Origin of the sequence: Rahnella sp. AA (assembly GCF_002834385.1) — a bacterium.
Classification (GTDB): domain Bacteria; phylum Pseudomonadota; class Gammaproteobacteria; order Enterobacterales; family Enterobacteriaceae; genus Rahnella.
Genome location: NZ_PITQ01000001.1, coordinates 1,000,686 through 1,020,132, shown reverse-complemented (window position 1 = coordinate 1,020,132; position 19,447 = coordinate 1,000,686). Strand labels below are relative to the sequence as shown.

Below are 19,447 nucleotides of genomic sequence, written 5' to 3'. Positions count from 1 at the left end.
CAACAAAGCCTGACTAAAACTGAAAGAACGGCAACGTTGATCCTCATTCGCAAACATAAAAATGACAGCCAGAGAAACGTCGTTAGGGAGATAGAAATATGTGTTCAATTTTCGGTGTGCTCGATATCAAAACTGACTCCGTCGAGCTGCGCAAAAAAGCGCTGGAACTCTCGCGCCTGATGCGTCACCGCGGGCCTGACTGGTCCGGCGTGTTCGCCAGCGACAAAGCGATTCTGTGCCATGAGCGTCTGTCGATTGTCGACGTGAACAACGGCGCACAGCCTTTGTACAACGCAGCACATACCCACGTTCTGGCTGTAAACGGCGAAATCTACAACCATCAGGCTCTGCGCGCTGAATTGGGCGACAAGTATGAGTTCCAAACCGCGTCTGACTGTGAAGTCATTCTGGCGCTGTACCAGGAAAAAGGCCCTGATTTCCTCGATGAGTTGCAAGGCATGTTCGCCTTCATTCTGTATGACACAGAAAAAGACGCGTACCTGATTGGCCGCGACCACCTGGGCATCATCCCGCTTTACATGGGTTATGACGAACACGGCAACATGTACGTGGCGTCTGAAATGAAAGCGCTGGTGCCGGTTTGCCGCACCATCAAAGAATTCCCGGCGGGCAGCTATCTGTGGAGCCAGGACGGCGAAATCCGTGAATATTACCAGCGTGACTGGTTCGATTTCGAAAACGTCAAAGACAACGTTACTGACGCTGCGGCACTGAAAGACGCGTTGGAAGAATCAGTGAAAAGCCATTTGATGTCTGACGTGCCTTACGGCGTGCTGCTGTCCGGTGGTCTGGATTCTTCCGTAATTTCAGCGATTACCAAGAAATTTGCCGGTCGCCGTATTGAAGATAAAGATCAGAGTGAAGCCTGGTGGCCACAGTTGCACTCCTTCGCGGTCGGTCTGGAAGGCTCCCCGGATTTACGCGCTGCTCAGGAAGTCGCAAACCATTTAGGCACCGTGCACCATGAAATTCACTTCACCGTGCAGGAAGGTCTGGATGCCATCCGTGACGTGATTTATCACATCGAAACTTACGACGTAACCACCATTCGTGCGTCAACGCCAATGTATCTGATGTCCCGCAAGATCAAAGCGATGGGCATTAAAATGGTGTTGTCCGGCGAAGGTGCCGACGAAGTGCTGGGTGGTTACCTGTACTTCCATAAAGCGCCGAACGCGAAAGAATTCCACGAAGAAACCGTGCGTAAATTGCTGGCCCTGCACATGTATGACTGTGCCCGTGCCAACAAAGCCATGTCCGCCTGGGGTGTTGAAGCCCGCGTACCGTTCCTGGATAAAAAATTCCTCGACGTCGCAATGCGCATCAACCCGAAAGACAAAATGTGCGGCAACGGCAAAATGGAAAAACATATCCTGCGCGAATGTTTTGAATCTTATCTGCCACACAGCGTTGCATGGCGCCAGAAAGAACAGTTCTCTGACGGCGTGGGCTACAGCTGGATCGATACGTTAAAAGAAGTCGCGTCTCAGCAGATTACCGATCAACAGCTCGAAACTGCGCATTTCCGTTTCCCGTACAACACGCCGACGTCTAAAGAAGGCTACCTGTACCGCACCATTTTCGAAGAACTGTTCCCGGTTCCAAGCGCGGCAGAATGTGTTCCTGGCGGTCCGTCAGTGGCCTGTTCTTCAGCGAAAGCCATCGAATGGGATGAAGCATTCAAAAACATGGATGACCCTTCTGGCCGTGCGGTTGGCGTTCACCAGTCAGCGTATAAATAAGCCTTTACCGGTTATTCTTCATGAAGCAAGCGGGCCTTTTCAGGCCCGTTTTTTTATGGGTAAAGCCAGTAAAAATAATGTCTTTTGCCCAATTAATCACCAGAGTGGTTATAAGCCAGACAAATGGACGCTCTCACGCCTTTTTCTCCAAAAAAGGTGTTGACGCAAAACGGTCATATACGCATAATGCGCCCCGCAACGCCGATGAAGGTAGCGCGAAAAAAGATGGCTACGTAGCTCAGTTGGTTAGAGCACATCACTCATAATGATGGGGTCACAGGTTCGAATCCCGTCGTAGCCACCATCTTTTTTGCGGGAGTGGCGAAATTGGTAGACGCACTAGATTTAGGTTCTAGCGCCGCAAGGTGTGCGAGTTCAAGTCTCGCCTCCCGCACCATTTCATCGAGTCGGCAGCACAGTTGGGGTATCGCCAAGCGGTAAGGCACTGGTTTTTGATACCAGCATTCCCAGGTTCGAATCCTGGTACCCCAGCCATTTTCTTACCCTTCGCATCTCTGGTGTGAATGTGAGAAAAAACCAATTTGAAGAAGTTGTACTGTTGGGGTATCGCCAAGCGGTAAGGCACTGGTTTTTGATACCAGCATACCCTGGTTCGAATCCAGGTACCCCAGCCATACTTCTTTCTGTATAATTGGTAAGCACTTGAAATTTATTATTAAGTTAGTTAAATTAGTGCTTGAAGTTTTGAAGTAAGTCAGTAGAATTTGGCTACGTAGCTCAGCTGGTTAGAGCACATCACTCATAATGATGGGGTCACAGGTTCAAATCCCGTCGTAGCCACCATTTTACTTGCAGTGCACTGCTCAAAAGGTAGTGAGTTTTAAAATTGGGGTGTCGCCAAGCGGTAAGGCTCTGGTTTCTGATACCAGCATACCCAGGTTCGAATCCTGGCACCCCAGCCACATTAAGAAAGCCCGCCTCGTGCGGGCTTTTTGCTATCTGTCGGTTGAGTCAGACTCAAACAAGGGCAAACCGACATTCGTCCGGCCTGCCCTGCTCTCACTTCATTAAATTCCTAATGCATATTTCAGCGCTTTGGTTTTCAGTGCGCCTGCACGCTGTGCCGTCATGAGAGCCAGATTTCTCAATACTTTGACAGGCGCCAGATCGTTACTGAACGCGGTGTAGAACAAATCCATACCGCTTTGCATCAGCAGATTATCCAGGCGACGCTGACGCTGATAGCGTAGCAGCACGCTCTCGCTGCTCCACGCTTCATCGTGGTCACGGGCTTTTTCCAGTACTGAAAGCAACGCCTCTACGTCGCGATACCCCAGATTCACGCCCTGCCCGGCCAGCGGATTGATCGTATGCGCCGCATCGCCCACCAGCGCCAGCCCCGGCAGGACATAACGCTGCGCATGGCGGCGAACCAGCGGGAACGCGCCTGCTGCTATTGCATTGATTTTTCCAAGGCGTGGTGGGAAGGCCTGCATAACCTCCGCCGTCAGCTGTTTCATGTTCAGCGTTTTCAGATAACGGATGCGCTGCGGGCTGTCATACCACACCAGCGACGCCTGATTGCCAAACAACGGCAGGAACGCACGCGGGCCGGAAGGGAAAAACTGCTGCCAGGTGACATCCTGATCCGGCGTTTCAGTTTCAACGTTAATCAGCATGCAGTGCTGGCGATATTCCCAACCATCAACGCCAATACCCGCCAGCTGGCGTACCAGAGAGTTCGCGCCGTCGGCTGCGACGACCAGATTTGTGCGCAGCAGTTCGCCGGTCGTCAGCTGAAGTGACCAGGTTTTATCATCATGTTGCAGAAGGTGACGCAGCTTCGCCGGGCAAAAACGGATCAGATTCGGAAAGGCGTCAAATTGTTGCCAGAGCGCCAACTGAAGCACGCGGTTTTCAACCATGAATCCCAGTTCCGGCAATCCGAGCGATTGCGCATCGAATTTCACGTCAGAACCGTCGACTTCCCAGGTTTCCAGACGGCGATACGGCACCGAGCGCATTTTTTCAACAGCGGGCCACGCCTCGAGTTTCTGCAAAAACCGCACAGAGGCACAACCTATCGCGGAGATCCGCAGGTCGGCTGACGCAGATGCATCAAACCCAGCCGGTTTTTCATTTTCAATAAGCGCAACCTGAAGCCCCTGCCGTGCCAGCCCGAGAGCCGCCGCCGCGCCTACCATCCCACCACCGACAATCACTGCATCAAATGACTTCTCTGAATTATTCATTTTATTCCAGCTTTCTATATCAGTTCATTATGCGAAGTGTACCGGATTTTTGTGTCAGCATCAGGGCCTAAGCTGCTTTCCCGCACTGGTCAGCGCTAAGGTGAGGGTTTACAATACCGCCCCTGAACAACGCTATGCACTGCGGCACTGCCGATCTAACGTTCCCCGTATTGAGTACTGACACGCTGATGACTAAAAAACTGCACATAAAAACCTGGGGCTGCCAGATGAATGAATACGATTCATCCAAAATGGCCGACCTTCTCGACAGCACCCACGGTTACCAGCTGACGGATAACGCTGAAGAAGCAGACATTCTGCTGCTGAACACCTGTTCAATCAGGGAAAAAGCGCAGGAGAAAGTTTTCAGCCTGCTCGGCCACTGGAAACTATTAAAGAAGAAAAACCCGGATATCATCATCGGCGTCGGCGGTTGTGTGGCTTCGCAGGAAGGTGAACTACTGCGTAAACGCGCGCCTTGCGTCGATATTGTCTTTGGCCCGCAAACGCTGCATCGTCTGCCAGAAATGGTCAATCACGTTCGTGGCACCAAAAGCCCGGTCGTGGATATCAGCTTCCCGGAAATTGAAAAATTCGACCGACTGCCGGAGCCACGCGCAGATGGCCCGACCGCATTTGTCTCCATCATGGAAGGCTGCAACAAATATTGCAGCTTCTGCGTGGTGCCTTACACGCGCGGCGAAGAAGTCAGCCGCCCGTGTGATGATGTCCTGTTCGAAGTCGCTCAGCTTGCCGCCCAGGGCGTGCGCGAAGTTAATCTGCTGGGGCAAAACGTCAATGCCTACCGTGGCGACTCTTTTGACGGCGGCATCTGCACGTTTGCAGAATTACTGCGTCTGGTGGCGGCCATCGACGGTATTGACCGCATCCGCTTTACCACCAGCCATCCGGTAGAATTTACCGACGATATCATCGAGGTCTATAAAGACACGCCTGAAGTCGTGAGCTTCCTGCATCTGCCTATTCAAAGCGGTTCTGATCGCATTCTGACCATGATGAAACGCCCTCACACCGTGCTGGAATACAAATCGACTATCCGTAAACTGCGTGCTGCGCGTCCGGATATCCATTTCAGTTCTGACTTCATCATCGGCTTCCCAGGCGAATCCAATGATGATTTCGAACGCACTATGGATTTGATTGCACAGGTCAATTACGACGTCAGCTTCAGCTTTATCTACTCTCCGCGCCCTGGAACGCCGGCGGCCGACATGGTCGATGACGTGAGCATGGACGAGAAGAAACAGCGTCTGTCGCTGTTACAGGACCGGATCACACAACAGGTGATGCGGTTTAGCCGCGCCACGCTGGGCACCGTTCAGCGGATTCTGGTGGAAGGGACATCCCGTAAGGACATTATGGAGCTGACCGGACGTACTGAATGCAACCGCGTGGTCAATTTTGAAGGCACGCCGGACATGATTGGCAAATTCGTGGATGTCGAAATTGTCGATGTCTACGCCAACTCCCTGCGCGGCGTGGTCGTACGTACAGAAGAGCAAATGGCGCTGCGTCTGCACGAATCACCCGAATCTGTTATTGCGCGTACCCGCAAAGAGAATGAATCAGGCGTTGGGATATATCAGCCCTAAAACATTGAAGCAAAGAATAACAAAACCCCACAGGGCGCTCCGGCGTCCTGTTTCTTTTGAAAATTCGGACGCGGTACCGGCTTCAAGGGTTTAATTTTCCAGCAAAGGCCGCATATTCGGTTGATGGCCCCTGTAACTGTCTGCAAGCCGCAGCATATTTTGCCAAGGGCATGTATTATTAACTCAGGTATGGTTGACGGCTGAAAGCATTTTCCAGCCGCGTGTCTCACAGAACGTCCCCGAAGTATGAAGGGTAAACTGGTCCAGAGTGACCCAGAGGATAAGTTTGAACGTTGTAACACAAGAGATTTTACTGGAGCCCGAAGACAATCAGCGCCTGCTGAGCCTGTGCGGGCCGTTTGATGACAATATCAAACAACTGGAACGCCGGTTGGGCGTTGAAATCAACCGTCGTGATAACGCATTTAAACTTGTTGGAAAGAGCCTGCCGGTTGCGGCAGCCGCTGATATTCTGCGCGACCTGTACGTAGATACCGCGCCGCTGCGTGGTGAGATTCAGGATATCGACCCTGAAAAAATCCATCTGGCAATTAAAGAAAGCCGCGTGCTTGAGCAAACGGCTGAAAGCGTGCCTGATTTTGGCAAAGCGGTCATCATTAAAACTAAGCGTGGTATGGTCAAACCGCGTACACCGAATCAGGCGCAGTACATCGCCAATATTCTGGACCACGACATTACTTTCGGTATCGGCCCTGCCGGGACGGGGAAAACGTATCTTGCCGTGGCTGCCGCCGTTGATGCGCTGGAACGTCAGGAAGTGCGTCGTATTCTGCTGACGCGCCCTGCCGTTGAAGCCGGTGAAAAACTGGGCTTCCTGCCGGGCGATCTCAGCCAGAAAGTTGACCCGTATCTGCGCCCGCTGTATGACGCGCTGTTCGAGATGTTGGGCTTTGAGAAAGTTGAGAAACTGATTGAACGTAACGTTATTGAAGTGGCTCCGCTGGCGTATATGCGCGGTCGTACGCTCAATGACGCCTTTATTATTCTCGATGAAAGCCAGAACACCTCCATCGAACAGATGAAGATGTTCCTGACGCGTATTGGTTTTAACTCCAAAGCGGTGATTACCGGTGACGTGACGCAAATCGACTTGCCGCGCCATCAGAAATCAGGCCTGCGCCACGCCATTGAAGTGCTGTCGTCTGTCGAAGAACTGAGCTTTAACTTTTTCCACAGTGAGGACGTTGTCCGTCATCCTGTTGTCGCACGAATTGTTGTAGCTTACGAAGCGTGGGAAGAAGAAGACCAGAAACGTCGCGATGCGATTGCCGCAGAGCGTAAGCATGAACACCAAAACAACGCATCCCAGCAGGTAAGTCAATGAATACGGTAATCCTCGATTTACAGATCGCTTGTGAAGAAAACGCAGGCTTACCGTCAGAAAATGACTTCCAGACCTGGCTGGAAGCTGTGCTTCCACAGTTTCAGGAAGAGTCGGAAGTGACCATCCGTCTGGTCGATATCCCGGAAAGTCATGAATTAAACATGACTTATCGTGGCATGGATAAACCGACCAACGTGTTATCCTTCCCGTTCGAAGCACCTCCTGGCATGGAAATGCCGCTGCTCGGCGACCTGATTATTTGTCGCCAGGTCGTTGAGAAGGAAGCCAAAGAGCAGGAAAAAGAACTTCTGGCTCACTGGGCGCATATGGTCATTCACGGCAGTTTGCATTTGCTGGGGTATGACCATATCGTTGACGAAGAAGCCGAAGAGATGGAATCGATTGAAACTGAAATTATGCAGGGCCTGGGCTATCCGGATCCGTATATTTCAGAGAAAGAAGATAACTGAGATTAGCGTTAAATCGCATAGCGCCTGCTTACCGGCAGGCGTTGTGGATTAAGACCTAATTATAATTTTCAACTAACACGAGTAAAACAAACCAAACGCCATGAGCGATGACCATTCACAAAATAGTGACAGCCCCAGTCCCAAGAAGGGCTTCTTTTCCCTTATTCTTAACCAGCTCTTTCACGGTGAACCCAAAAACCGTGGCGATTTGGTTGAACTGATCCGTGACTCAGAACAAAACGATCTGATCGACCCCGATACCCGTGACATGCTGGAAGGCGTGATGGATATCGCCGAACAGCGCGTCCGGGACATCATGATCCCACGTTCTCAGATGATCACGCTCAAACGCAATCAGCCGCTGGAAGAGTGCCTCGATGTCATCATCGAATCCGCACACTCACGCTTCCCGGTGATCAGCGAAGATAAGGATCACATTGAAGGCATCCTGATGGCCAAAGACCTGCTGCCGTTTATGCGCACAGAGTCCGAGCCATTCAGCATTGATAAAGTGCTGAGAACCGCCGTGGTGGTTCCCGAAAGCAAACGTGTTGACCGCATGCTGAAGGAGTTCCGCTCCCAGCGTTACCATATGGCGATTGTTGTCGATGAATTCGGGGGCGTATCCGGCCTGGTCACTATCGAAGATATTCTCGAACTGATTGTCGGCGAGATCGACGATGAGTATGACGAAGCTGAAGATCTGGATATCCGCCAGCTTAGCCGCCATACCTACACCGTCCGCGCGCTGGCCCCTATTGAAGATTTTAATGAAGTTTTTCAGACCCATTACAGTGACGACGAAGTCGACACGATTGGCGGCCTGGTGATGCAATCCTTCGGCCATTTACCGGCACGGGGCGAAAGCATTGAAATTGACGGTTACCTGTTCAAAGTTGCGATGGCCGACAGCCGCCGTATTATTCAGGTTCACGTAAAAATACCGGACGACGCGCCGCAACCGATACTGGAAGAATAATTACTCCATGGCAATTGCCTCTTTATATCAACGCCAGCGGGTTCGCGCCCTGCTGGCGCTCTTATTCGGTGCCTGTGGCACCCTCGCTTTTTCCCCCTATGATTTCTGGCCTGCCGCAATCGTCTCACTCTGCGGTCTGCTGGCATTAACGCTGGATCGCCGTCCGGCACAATCCGCGTGGATAGGTTTCTGCTGGGGATTTGGCCTGTTTGGAACAGGCGTCAACTGGGTTTACGTCAGTATCGCCACCTTTGGCGGCATGCCGGAAGCCATCAACCTGTTCCTGGTGATTTTGCTGGCGGCTTATTTGTCGCTGTACACCATGCTGTTTGCCGGTATTTTCAGCAAACTCTGGCCAAAAACCACTTGGTGGAAACTGGCAATTGCCGCGCCTGCATTGTGGCAAATTATCGAATTCCTACGCGGTTGGGTACTGACCGGCTTTCCGTGGCTTGAATTCGGTTACAGCCAGATCAATGGCCCGCTGAAAGGCCTTGCGCCAATCACTGGTGTGAACGGCATTACGCTGTTACTGACTTCACTGAGCGGTCTGCTGGTTTATGCCATTTACCAGCGCCGGAAAGCCCCGGGGGTTGTTGCGCTGGCAATGTTGTTGCTGCCATGGCCGCTGCGCTATATCCACTGGTATCAGGAACAACCGGAAAAAACTGTCGACGTTGCGCTGGTTCAGGGCAATATTCCGCAATCCATGAAATGGGATCCGAAGGCGCTGGAAAGCGCACTGCAAACGTATCTGGATCTCAGCCGTCCTAATCTGGGTAAATCCAGCATGATCATCTGGCCGGAATCCGCGATTTCAGATATTGAATCCGATCAGCAGAGTTTCCTGAGCATGGTGGATGATATCTACCGTTCACACGGGACTCAGCTGATCACCGGGATTATCGACGCACGTCGCAATGCAGAAGGTATGAAGGTGTATAACAGCGCCATCGTGCTGGGCGGTGAACGGGCTTATCGCTATCCGGATGACAACCGTTTCAACAAGCACCATCTGGTGCCTTTTGGGGAGTTCGTTCCTCTGGAAGCGTTGCTGCGCCCACTCGCACCGTTCTTCGATTTACCGATGTCGGGCCTGACCAGCGGCGACTATGTGCAGAAGCCTTTGTTTGTCAGCGGGCTCAATCTGACCACCGCCATTTGTTATGAAGTGGTATTTGGTGAGCAGGTGCGCGATAACCTGCGGCCCGACACCGACTTCCTGCTGACCATTTCCAACGATGCCTGGTTCGGTCACTCAATTGGCCCGTGGCAACATTTCCAGATGGCGCGTATGCGTTCGCTGGAATTAGGCCGCCCGCTGCTGCGCAGCACCAACAATGGCATCACTGCTGTGGTGAATGCTCAGGGTGATGTGACCGACGAAATTCCACAATTTACCCGCCAGGTGCTGAACGTGAAGGTCACACCGACAACGGGTATGACGCCGTATGCGCGCCTTGGCTGGTGGCCGGTGTGGATAGTGACGCTCATCATGGCGGTTGCAGCACTGTGGTTGCGCCGTCGTAAAGACTAGTTTTACGGAATCTCTCTTTAAATCAGGCGCCTTAGGCGCCTGAACTGTTTTGTCGCATCTCCTTTTCCCGTTCTGCATCATCCCCCTTTTACCTGCTGCCGTTTGTCATAAACCCGGCATTAAGCGCTGATTATCTGACCGGCAATGAAGTTAAATCAGGCTATCTGGCACGACTCTTGCTACATCTGATTGAAAGATATCTGATTAGTTACTTTTTATGACGTCATGCATCATTTTGGCACAAACAAGCTACTCCTCATGCACTTTATAGGTGCATAGCTTTTTACTTGCTTCGATTTGGTGCGCGCTTCGTCTCAAAAAAGAAACATTGTGGTTTCATAATATTCACATTCAGCTATTTTCTAGCTTCATATGACGAGGCATTAGCACTTTCTGATCCCTAAGTTTGGATCCCTAATGACAGCAAGGAGTTGGACATGCAATTGCGTAAATTGGCGTTATCAGTACTGTTGGCAAGCGTTACCGTAAGCAGCTTTGCTCACGCAGAAGAACTGACCGGCACCCTGAAAAAAATCAAAGACAATGGTGTTATCGTTGTAGGTCACCGCGAATCCTCCGTACCTTTTTCTTACTACAACAACGAGCAAAAAGTCGTGGGTTATTCACAAGACTATTCCGACGCTATCGTTGACGCAGTCAAGAAAAAGCTGAATCTGCCAAACCTGCAAGTCAAAATGATGCCAATTACTTCGCAGAACCGTATTCCGTTGCTGCAAAACGGTACGTACGATTTTGAATGCGGTTCAACGACTAACAATCTGGAACGCCAGCAGCAAGCGGCCTTCTCAGACACTATCTTCGTGATCGGCACTCGTCTGCTGGTTAAAAAAGGATCCGACATCAAAGACTTTGCTGATCTCAAAGGCAAAACAGTGGTTGTGACGTCAGGCACCACCTCAGAAGTACTGCTGAACAAGCTGAACGAAGAGAAGAAATTGGATATGCGTATCATCAGTGCGAAAGACCACGGTGACTCCTTCCGTACGCTGGAAACGGGTCGTGCCGTTGCCTTCATGATGGATGATGCGCTGCTGGCTGGTGAACGTGCTAAAGCTAAGAAACCGGATGACTGGGTCATCTTGGGTACGCCACAGTCGAAAGAAGCGTATGGCTGCATGATGCGCAAAGACGATACCGAGTTCAAAAAACTGGTTGATGACACCATTGTGAAAGCGCAAACCTCCGGTGAAGCGGGCAAATGGTTTGAAACATGGTTCAAAAAACCTATTCCTCCGAAAAACCTGAACATGAACTTTGAATTGTCCGACGACATGAAAGCTCTGTTCAAAGCGCCTAACGATAAAGCGCTGTAATAAATACCAGACGGACGGGTATGACAAAGAGAAGTGAGAAGTAACTAAAATACAAGGCTGGCCCACCAGCCTGTGATGATGCAAACCCGATGCGGGGTGGTCGTTCCCCACTCCGCATTCCCTTATTGATTTTCACGCGGATTACGTCATCACTCAGAGGGTAATTCATTGCCCGTTTTACGGAGTTTTTATGTCAATAGATTGGAACTGGGGCATTTTTCTGCAACAAGCCCCCTTCGGTAATACCACTTATCTGGGCTGGATTTGGAATGGATTTCAGGTCACCGTCGCGCTGTCGATTTGCGCCTGGATCATCGCGTTCTTCGTCGGTTCACTCTTCGGGATACTGCGTACCGTTCCCAACCGCATCCTTTCAGGCATCGGCACCTGTTACGTTGAACTATTCCGCAACGTGCCGCTGATCGTGCAATTCTTTATCTGGTATCTGGTGGTACCGGAACTGGTTCCGGAAAGCCTTGGCACCTGGTTTAAATCCGGGCTGGCACCTAACGTCCAGTTCTTTACGTCATCAATGGTTTGTCTCGGTTTGTTCACCGCTGCCCGCGTATGCGAGCAAGTACGGGCGGCCATCCAGTCACTACCGCGTGGGCAACGAAATGCAGGGCTGGCAATGGGGCTCACGCTGCCACAAACCTACCGTTATGTGCTACTGCCTAATGCTTACCGCGTGATCGTGCCACCAATGACCTCCGAAATGGTTAACCTGGTGAAAAACTCGGCCATTGCTTCCACCATCGGTCTGGTCGATATGGCTGCACAAGCCGGCAAGTTGCTTGATTACTCCGCTCATGCGTATGAATCATTTACTGCAATTACCGTTGCCTATGTTCTTATCAATGCCGTCATCATGCTTCTGATGCATTTTGTAGAACGTAAAGTCCGCCTGCCGGGCAACATGGGAGGTAAATAAGAATGCATGAATTTGACTGGAGTTCTATCGGCCCCGGCCTGCCTTATTTGTGGCAGGGTATGATCATCACCCTGAAAATCACGTCGCTGGCGATTGTGGTCGGTATCCTCTGGGGTACTCTGCTGGCCGTGATGCGCCTGTCGTCATTCAAACCTGTCCGCTGGTTTGCCTCGGCTTACGTCAATCTGTTTCGCGCCGTACCGCTGGTTATGGTGCTGTTATGGTTCTACCTGATTGTGCCCGGCTTCCTGCAAAAAGTGCTCGGTTTATCCCCTAAAACGGATATCCGTCTGATTTCAGCGATGGTCGCGTTTGCCTTGTTTGAAGCGGCCTACTATTCCGAAATCATTCGTGCAGGGATTATCAGTATTGCCCGCGGGCAATCTTCCGCCGCGCTGGCGCTGGGCATGACCCAATGGCAATCCATGCAGTTGGTGATTTTGCCACAGGCCTTCCGCGCGATGGTTCCTCTGTTACTGACGCAGGCGATTGTTTTATTCCAGGATACCTCGCTGGTCTATGTTCTGGGCCTCGCTGACTTCTTCCGCAGCGCATCCAATATTGGCGACCGTGACGGTACGCTGGTTGAGATGGTGCTGTTTGCAGGGTTTATTTATTTTGTTATCAGCCTTTCCGCTTCCTTGCTGGTGCGTTATTTGAAGAAAAGGACCGTTTCATGATTTCACTGAAGAATGTTTCTAAATGGTACGGGCACTTTCAGGTGCTCACCGATTGCAGCACCGAAGTTAAAAAAGGTGAAGTTGTGGTAGTTTGCGGGCCTTCCGGGTCAGGTAAATCAACGCTGATCAAAACCGTTAACGGGCTGGAGCCCATTCAGAAAGGCGAAATATCAGTTAACGGTACGGCGGTTAATGATAAGAAAACCAACCTTGCGCAACTGCGCGCGAAGGTGGGCATGGTGTTCCAGCATTTCGAACTGTTCCCGCATTTGTCGATCATCGATAACCTGACGCTTGCGCAGGTGAAAGTGCTCAAACGTGATAAAGCAGCCTCGAAAGAAAAAGGCCTGAAACTGCTGGAACGTGTGGGCTTATCCGCTCACGCCAACAAATTCCCCGGCCAGCTTTCCGGCGGACAGCAGCAGCGTGTCGCTATCGCCCGCGCATTGTGTATGGATCCTATCGCCATGCTGTTCGACGAACCGACCTCAGCCCTTGATCCGGAGATGATCAACGAAGTGCTGGACGTTATGGTTGAGCTGGCAAACGAAGGCATGACAATGATGGTGGTCACCCACGAAATGGGCTTTGCCCGTAAAGTGGCGAACCGCGTGATTTTCATGGATGAAGGGAAGATTGTGGAAGATCGCAATAAAGACGATTTCTTCAATAACCCGGAATCAGATCGTGCCCGGGATTTCCTGGCGAAAATCCTGCACTAATGAAAAATACCCTCAGCACCTAATCTGATTTACGTGCTGAGGGTTTTAATGATCACGGTTCAAATGGCCGGCGAGTAAACTCTGTATTCCCACATTTCGGACATTTACTCAAAATTTCCGGCGTATAGACTGCCAGGTGGAAATGACAATTTTCACACACCAGATTCCCCAGCCCGACCACTTCCCCGCTGTGATAAATCCCGTGGTGGCTGACATCTTTAAAGACTTCTTTCCACTCCAGTTGGGTTTTATCCGTCATATCAGCCAGCTCTTTCCACAGGCTTTCTTTAATCACGCGCATAAAGACGCTGTCAGTACCATCATCTTCTTCAACGACTTTCTGGTTTTCTTCGTAACTGCGGGCAAACTCATGCAAATCCCGTCTTACAGCCGATGTGAGCTGCTCAATTTGAATTTCTGTCAATTTGCCTTCATTTTGCAAACTGATGTGCGCCTCCCGTACCAGTTCGCTGATATCACGTTCCCCATTTTTTAATCGCTCCGTCAGCGATGTCACCAACTGGCGATAAGATTGCGTAATATGGCTCATATTCTCTTCTCCTTGAACTGACATGACGGTTCGCACGACCGGTACATATTGTCTTTATTTTAGTCGTAAATCCCTGATCCGTTGCGCAGATTAGCCCATGCAGGCTCGCAGATTGTGAATATTGCCCCGGCAGAAGGCAGAAATGCCCTTTAGCCTTCGCTGGGTGTTGTTGCTCCCGCCGCTTATCAGCTATGCTATGCGGATCTTTTGATTAAAACTTTTTGAGCTACAGGCGTAGCTGTTTTCACTCACAGGACCACCGGCCGCCATGCAAGAGCAATACCGTCCAGAAGACATCGAGTCACACGTTCAGCTTCACTGGCAAGAGAAGCAAACCTTCAAAGTTACCGAACAGCCTGGCAAGGAGAAATATTACTGTCTCTCCATGTTGCCTTATCCGTCGGGCCGTCTCCACATGGGACACGTGCGTAACTACACCATCGGTGATGTGATTTCCCGTTATCAGCGCATGCTCGGTAAAAACGTCCTGCAGCCTATCGGCTGGGATGCATTCGGCCTGCCAGCCGAAGGTGCTGCGGTGAAAAACAACACAGCACCGGCGCCGTGGACTTACGAAAACATCGAATACATGAAGAACCAGCTGAAACTGCTGGGCTTCGGCTATGACTGGGATCGCGAAATCGCGACCTGCAAACCGGATTACTACCGTTGGGAACAGTGGTTCTTCACCAAGCTTTATGAAAAAGGCCTGGTTTATAAGAAGACTTCTGCCGTTAACTGGTGCCCGCATGACCTGACCGTTCTGGCGAACGAACAGGTTATCGACGGTTGCTGCTGGCGTTGTGACACCAAGGTTGAACGTAAAGAAATTCCACAGTGGTTTATCAAAATCACCGATTACGCCGATCAGCTGCTCAACGATCTGGACACGCTGGAAAGCTGGCCTGAGCAGGTTAAGACCATGCAGCGTAACTGGATTGGCCGTTCCGAAGGTGTGGAAATCACTTTCGACGTGGCAGACAGCGACGAAAAAGTCACGGTTTACACCACCCGTCCTGATACTTTCCTGGGCGCGACCTATGTGGCCGTTGCCGCCGGCCATCCGCTGGCACAGCAGGGAGCCATCAATAATCCAGCCCTGAACGATTTCATCGACGAATGCCGTAATACCAAAGTTGCCGAAGCAGAAATGGCAACCATGGAGAAAAAAGGCATGGCAACGGGCCTGTATGCGGTTCATCCGCTGTCGGGCGAAAAACTGCCGATCTGGGCAGCCAACTTTGTCCTGATGGAATACGGTACAGGCGCTGTTATGGCCGTTCCCGGGCACGACCAGCGCGACTGGGAATTTGCGACCAAATATAACCTGCAAATTAAGCCCGTTATCCTGAATCTGGATGGCAGCCAGCCGGACGTCACTGCGGAAGCCATGACCGAAAAAGGCACGCTGTTTAATTCTGGTGAGTTCGATGGCCTGAATCACGAAGACGGCTTCAATGCGATTGCCGACAAACTGGTCGCCCAGGGCGTGGGCCAGCGCAAAGTTAACTATCGTCTGCGCGACTGGGGTGTTTCCCGTCAGCGTTACTGGGGTGCGCCAATCCCGATGATCACACTGGAAGACGGTACCGTTGTCCCGACACCAGAAGATCAGCTGCCGGTTATTCTGCCGGAAGACGTTGTTATGGACGGCATCACCAGCCCGATTAAAGCTGATCCTGAGTGGGCAAAAACCACCGTCAATGGCATTCCGGGCCTGCGTGAAACCGACACCTTTGATACCTTCATGGAATCTTCCTGGTACTACGCGCGTTACACCTGCCCGCAGTATGACGAAGGCATGCTGGACCCGGCTGCGGCTAACTACTGGCTGCCGGTTGATCAGTATGTTGGCGGTATCGAACACGCTATCATGCACCTGATGTATTTCCGCTTCTTCCATAAACTGATGCGTGATGCGGGCCTGGTCGATTCTGACGAACCGGCTAAGCGCCTGCTTTGTCAGGGCATGGTTCTGGCTGATGCGTTCTACTACACCGGCAGCGGCGGCGAGCGCGTCTGGGTTTCCCCGGCTGATGCCACCGTCGAGCGTGACGAAAAAGGCCGTATTACTAAAGCTACCGACCCGCAGGGCCGTGAGCTGGTATATGCCGGCATGAGCAAGATGTCCAAGTCTAAAAACAACGGCATCGACCCGCAGGTCATGGTAGATAAATACGGCGCCGATACCGTACGTCTGTTCATGATGTTCGCTTCTCCGGCAGAAATGACGCTGGAATGGCAGGAATCCGGCGTTGAAGGGGCAAACCGCTTCCTGAAACGTGTCTGGAAACTGGCGTTCGAGCACTCAGAAAAAGGCGTAACCGTTGCTCTGGATGCGGCTTCACTGAACGAAACGCAAAAAGACCTGCGCCGCGACCTGCACAAAACCATCGCTAAAGTCACCGATGATATTGGCCGTCGTCAGACCTTCAACACCGCCATTGCCGCTGTGATGGAATTGATGAACAAGCTGGGCCGTGCTCCTCAGGAAACTGAACAGGATCGCGCACTGCTGCAGGAAGCTCTGCTGGCCGTTGTCCGCATGCTTTATCCGTTTACCCCGCACGTTTGCTTCAGCCTCTGGCAGTCGCTGAACGGAGAAGGTGACGTGGATACCGCACCATGGCCACAGGCTGACGAACAGGCTATGGTTGAAGATTCCAAGCTGGTCGTTGTACAGGTGAATGGTAAAGTACGTGCTAAAATCACCGTTGCCGCTGATGCTACCGAGCAGCAAGTGCGCGAGCGCGCGGCAGAAGAACATTTGGTCGCGAAATATCTGGATGGGGTTACGGTTCGCAAAGTAATCTATGTCCCGGGCAAACTGCTTAACCTGGTAGTAGGTTGAGTCAAGGAGGATCTGTGCGACATCCCATAATGACACTGCTGCTGAGCGCAGCAGTCATGGTTACAGCAGGTTGTGGATTCCATTTACGTGGGAAAACCAACGTTCCGGACGAGCTGAGAACCATCGTTCTGGACAGTGGAGATCCCTATGGTCCGCTAACGCGTGATATCCGTACTCAGCTTCGCCTTAGTAACGTGACGATTATTGATGATCCGACGACTCAGCAACGCAAGGATGTTCCGTCCCTGCGTATCGGTGCTGAATCAACGGGCAGAAGTACTGCATCAATCTTCCAGGACGGTAAAACGGCTGAATATCAGATGCAGATGGACGTCAATGCAACGGTCCTGATGCCGGGTAAAGATCTCTATCCGATCCATGTGAAAGTGTTCCGCTCCTTCTTTGACAACCCGTTAACGGCGCTGGCTAAAGATAACGAGCAGGACATTATTGTGGAAGAGATGCGACAGCAGGCTGCACAGCAGTTAATTCGTAAACTGCTGACGGTCCATGCATCAGAACTGCATAAAGCTGACGACGTCGGCGGACGCCAGATAGAGGTCATTTCTACGGGTTCATCGGCCAGCAAGTCGTCTGATGCCTCTGCCGTTTCAACAACGACAGTGGCACCGGCCAGCATTTCCCCACAATGATCCGAGTTTATCCGGAGCAACTCGACGCGCAGCTCCATGAGGGGCTGCGCGCTTGTTATGTGCTGTGTGGAAACGACCCCCTGCTTTTGCAGGAAAGCCAGGACAGTATCCGCAAAGCGGCTCAACGGGCTGATTTTCAGGAACACTACACATACGTTCTTGACCTTCATACCGAATGGGAGTCGATTTTCAGTATCTGCAGGGCGCTCAGCCTCTTTGCCAGCCGCCAGACCCTGACGCTTATTTTACCCGAAAATGGCCCAACGGCTCCGATGTCGGAACAGTTACTTAAGCTGACCACTTTGTTGCATGACGACATTTTACTGGTGCTACGCGGAACGAAACTGACCAAAGGGCAGGAAAACAGCGCATGGTTTAAGGCGCTGAGCGATAAAGGCGTGTTTGTCAGTTGCCAGACCCCCGAACAGGCTCAGTTACCACGCTGGGTCACACGACGTGCCAAAGCGTTGTCGCTTGAACTCGACGAGCCCGCTAATCAGCTTTTATGCTATTGCTACGAAGGTAATCTGCTGGCTTTAGCGCAATCTCTTGAGCGGCTTTCCCTGCTCTATCCGGATGGCAAACTCACGCTCCCGCGCGTTGAAGAAGCCGTCAACGATGCCGCACATTTCACACCTTATCACTGGCTGGATGCCCTGCTTGCCGGAAAAAGCAAACGCGCATGGCATATTTTACGTCAGCTCCAGCAGGAAGACAGCGAGCCGGTTATTCTGCTGAGAACGGTGCAACGCGAACTTCTGATGCTGCTTAATCTGAAGCGCAAAATGGACTCGACACCATTACGCACGCTATTTGACCAGCAAAAAGTATGGCAAAACAGGCGGACGCTGGTGACACAAGCCCTCCAACGGCTGTCTCTTGGGCAACTATCCCAGGCAGTTCGTATGCTGACGCAAATGGAAATTACGCTGAAGCAGGATTACGGCCAATCCGTCTGGTCTGAGCTGGAAAGCCTCTCAATGTTATTGTGTGGAAAACCACTACCGACCAGTTTCGCAGGTTCGGACTTGTATTGAAGCAGGACACCGCTATGCCACTCATGCCCCCTCATTCTTCTGCCAGCCCGGAAAAACTGCTGGCTTTTTTTGGCGGGACTTTTGATCCTATCCATTATGGTCATCTGAAACCTGTCGCCAGCCTGGCGCAACATGCCGGGTTTGATCAGGTGATCCTGCTGCCTAATAATGTTCCTCCTCACCGCCCGCAGCCTGAAGCCAATCCTCAGCAACGCCTGCATATGGTGGAACTTGCTGTGGCAGGAAACCCGCTGTTTTCGGTTGATCCCCGGGAGCTTTGTGTTGATACGCCGTCTTATACGATCGAGACGCTTGAAACGTTACGTAAAGAGCATGGCGAACATTGCCCGCTGGCGTTTATCATCGGTCAGGATTCGTTGCTGACGCTGCATAGGTGGCACCGCTGGGAGTCGCTGCTGAATGTATGCCATCTGGTGGTGATGGCACGTCCGGGATATCAGGAGCAACTCGACACACCGGCGCTACAGAGTTGGTATGACATCCATCGGGCCACGGATGCTCAGCAACTTAAACAAAACCCTGCGGGATTTATTTATCAGGTCAATACGCCGCTGCTGGATATCTCAGCAACTGAAATCCGTGAGCGCCGCCATGCGGGTCTTGATTGTTCAGATTTATTACCTTACGCCGTTGAGCGCTACATAGAATCACAGGGCTTATACCGCGAGTAGCCAACGCGTGCTATACTGCGCCGCTTAATTTCGGCTCTTGATAACGCTGCGTCATAAACCAGTACAATGTATTGATT

Annotated in this window: 16 protein-coding genes and 6 tRNA genes; 20 read left to right on the top strand and 2 right to left on the bottom strand. The window is 51.6% G+C overall.

Going from position 1 to position 19,447, the window contains the following annotated elements; genetic code table 11:
• Positions 1-98: 98 nt before the first annotated feature.
• From asnB to CWS43_RS04620, 7 genes are all read left to right on the top strand, one after another.
• Positions 99-1,763 (top strand): asparagine synthase B, encoded by a 1,665-nt coding sequence (asnB, locus tag CWS43_RS04650; protein ID WP_101075692.1) that lies wholly within the window; start codon positions 99-101, stop codon positions 1,761-1,763.
• Between the two features lie 227 nt (positions 1,764-1,990).
• Positions 1,991-2,067 (top strand) — tRNA-Met (locus CWS43_RS04645).
• Positions 2,068-2,075: 8 nt separating this feature from the next.
• Positions 2,076-2,160 (top strand) — tRNA-Leu (locus tag CWS43_RS04640).
• 23 nt (positions 2,161-2,183) lie between these two features.
• Positions 2,184-2,258: transfer RNA gene (locus tag CWS43_RS04635), tRNA-Gln, on the top strand.
• Positions 2,259-2,323: 65 nt separating this feature from the next.
• Positions 2,324-2,398 (top strand) — tRNA-Gln (locus tag CWS43_RS04630).
• Positions 2,399-2,490: 92 nt separating this feature from the next.
• Positions 2,491-2,567, top strand: a tRNA-Met gene (locus CWS43_RS04625).
• A 44-nt stretch (positions 2,568-2,611) separates the two neighbouring features.
• Positions 2,612-2,686: transfer RNA gene (locus CWS43_RS04620), tRNA-Gln, on the top strand.
• Between the two features lie 105 nt (positions 2,687-2,791).
• On the opposite strand, the gene ubiF is transcribed toward CWS43_RS04620, so the two are convergent.
• On the bottom strand, positions 2,792-3,976 hold the full coding sequence (gene ubiF / locus CWS43_RS04615; protein WP_101075690.1) for a 3-demethoxyubiquinol 3-hydroxylase: 1,185 nt from the start codon (positions 3,974-3,976) through the stop codon (positions 2,792-2,794).
• Positions 3,977-4,164: 188 nt separating this feature from the next.
• On the opposite strand from ubiF, the gene miaB reads away from it, so the two are divergent.
• From miaB to CWS43_RS04570, 9 genes are all read left to right on the top strand, one after another.
• Complete coding sequence (gene miaB / locus CWS43_RS04610; RefSeq protein ID WP_101075808.1) at positions 4,165-5,589, top strand: tRNA (N6-isopentenyl adenosine(37)-C2)-methylthiotransferase MiaB; 1,425 nt, start codon at positions 4,165-4,167, stop codon at positions 5,587-5,589.
• A 268-nt stretch (positions 5,590-5,857) separates the two neighbouring features.
• Entirely contained in the window at positions 5,858-6,934 is a 1,077-nt protein-coding gene (locus CWS43_RS04605; protein WP_101075688.1) for a PhoH family protein, read from the top strand.
• Positions 6,931-7,404: an rRNA maturation RNase YbeY gene (gene ybeY, locus CWS43_RS04600; RefSeq protein WP_101075686.1), complete on the top strand. Its 474-nt coding sequence runs from the start codon at positions 6,931-6,933 to the stop codon at positions 7,402-7,404. Before CWS43_RS04605 ends, ybeY begins: the two co-directional genes overlap by 4 nt.
• A 100-nt stretch (positions 7,405-7,504) precedes the next feature.
• Positions 7,505-8,383, top strand: a complete 879-nt coding sequence (gene corC, locus CWS43_RS04595) for a CNNM family magnesium/cobalt transport protein CorC (RefSeq protein ID WP_101075684.1) — start codon at positions 7,505-7,507, stop codon at positions 8,381-8,383.
• Positions 8,384-8,390: 7 nt separating this feature from the next.
• A complete protein-coding gene (gene lnt, locus CWS43_RS04590) occupies positions 8,391-9,920 on the top strand; it encodes an apolipoprotein N-acyltransferase (RefSeq protein ID WP_101075683.1) in 1,530 nt (509 codons plus the stop codon).
• A 437-nt stretch (positions 9,921-10,357) separates the two neighbouring features.
• The gene (locus tag CWS43_RS04585; RefSeq protein WP_101075681.1) at positions 10,358-11,254 is read left to right on the top strand and encodes an amino acid ABC transporter substrate-binding protein; all 897 of its coding nucleotides are present in this window, start codon (positions 10,358-10,360) and stop codon (positions 11,252-11,254) included.
• Between the two features lie 190 nt (positions 11,255-11,444).
• Positions 11,445-12,185: an amino acid ABC transporter permease gene (locus CWS43_RS04580; protein ID WP_101075679.1), complete on the top strand. Its 741-nt coding sequence runs from the start codon at positions 11,445-11,447 to the stop codon at positions 12,183-12,185.
• A gap of 2 nt (positions 12,186-12,187) precedes the next feature.
• Positions 12,188-12,865, top strand: a complete 678-nt coding sequence (gene gltK / locus CWS43_RS04575; protein ID WP_101075677.1) for a glutamate/aspartate ABC transporter permease GltK — start codon at positions 12,188-12,190, stop codon at positions 12,863-12,865.
• Entirely contained in the window at positions 12,862-13,587 is a 726-nt protein-coding gene (locus CWS43_RS04570; protein ID WP_101075675.1) for an amino acid ABC transporter ATP-binding protein, read from the top strand. Before gltK ends, CWS43_RS04570 begins: the two co-directional genes overlap by 4 nt.
• 52 nt (positions 13,588-13,639) lie before the next feature.
• Here CWS43_RS04570 and CWS43_RS04565 read toward each other — a convergent pair whose 3' ends face one another.
• Positions 13,640-14,137, bottom strand: a complete 498-nt coding sequence (locus tag CWS43_RS04565) for a zinc ribbon-containing protein (protein WP_101075673.1) — start codon at positions 14,135-14,137, stop codon at positions 13,640-13,642.
• Between the two features lie 268 nt (positions 14,138-14,405).
• Here CWS43_RS04565 and leuS point away from each other — a divergent pair, with 268 nt between their 5' ends.
• The 4 genes from leuS to nadD are packed head-to-tail and all read left to right on the top strand — an operon-like array spanning position 14,406 to position 19,370.
• Positions 14,406-16,988, top strand: coding sequence for a leucine--tRNA ligase (gene leuS / locus CWS43_RS04560; protein ID WP_101075671.1), 2,583 nt, complete (start codon positions 14,406-14,408; stop codon positions 16,986-16,988).
• Positions 16,989-17,002: 14 nt separating this feature from the next.
• Positions 17,003-17,641 (top strand): LPS assembly lipoprotein LptE, encoded by a 639-nt coding sequence (gene lptE / locus CWS43_RS04555; RefSeq protein ID WP_101075669.1) that lies wholly within the window; start codon positions 17,003-17,005, stop codon positions 17,639-17,641.
• Positions 17,638-18,678 carry a DNA polymerase III subunit delta gene (gene holA / locus CWS43_RS04550; RefSeq protein WP_101075667.1) on the top strand — a complete coding sequence of 347 codons (1,041 nt, stop codon included), beginning with the start codon at positions 17,638-17,640 and terminating at the stop codon, positions 18,676-18,678. The genes lptE and holA overlap by 4 nt, the downstream gene beginning before the upstream one ends.
• A gap of 23 nt (positions 18,679-18,701) precedes the next feature.
• The gene (gene nadD / locus CWS43_RS04545; protein WP_101075807.1) at positions 18,702-19,370 is read left to right on the top strand and encodes a nicotinate-nucleotide adenylyltransferase; all 669 of its coding nucleotides are present in this window, start codon (positions 18,702-18,704) and stop codon (positions 19,368-19,370) included.
• The last annotated feature ends 77 nt before the right edge of the window (positions 19,371-19,447 follow it).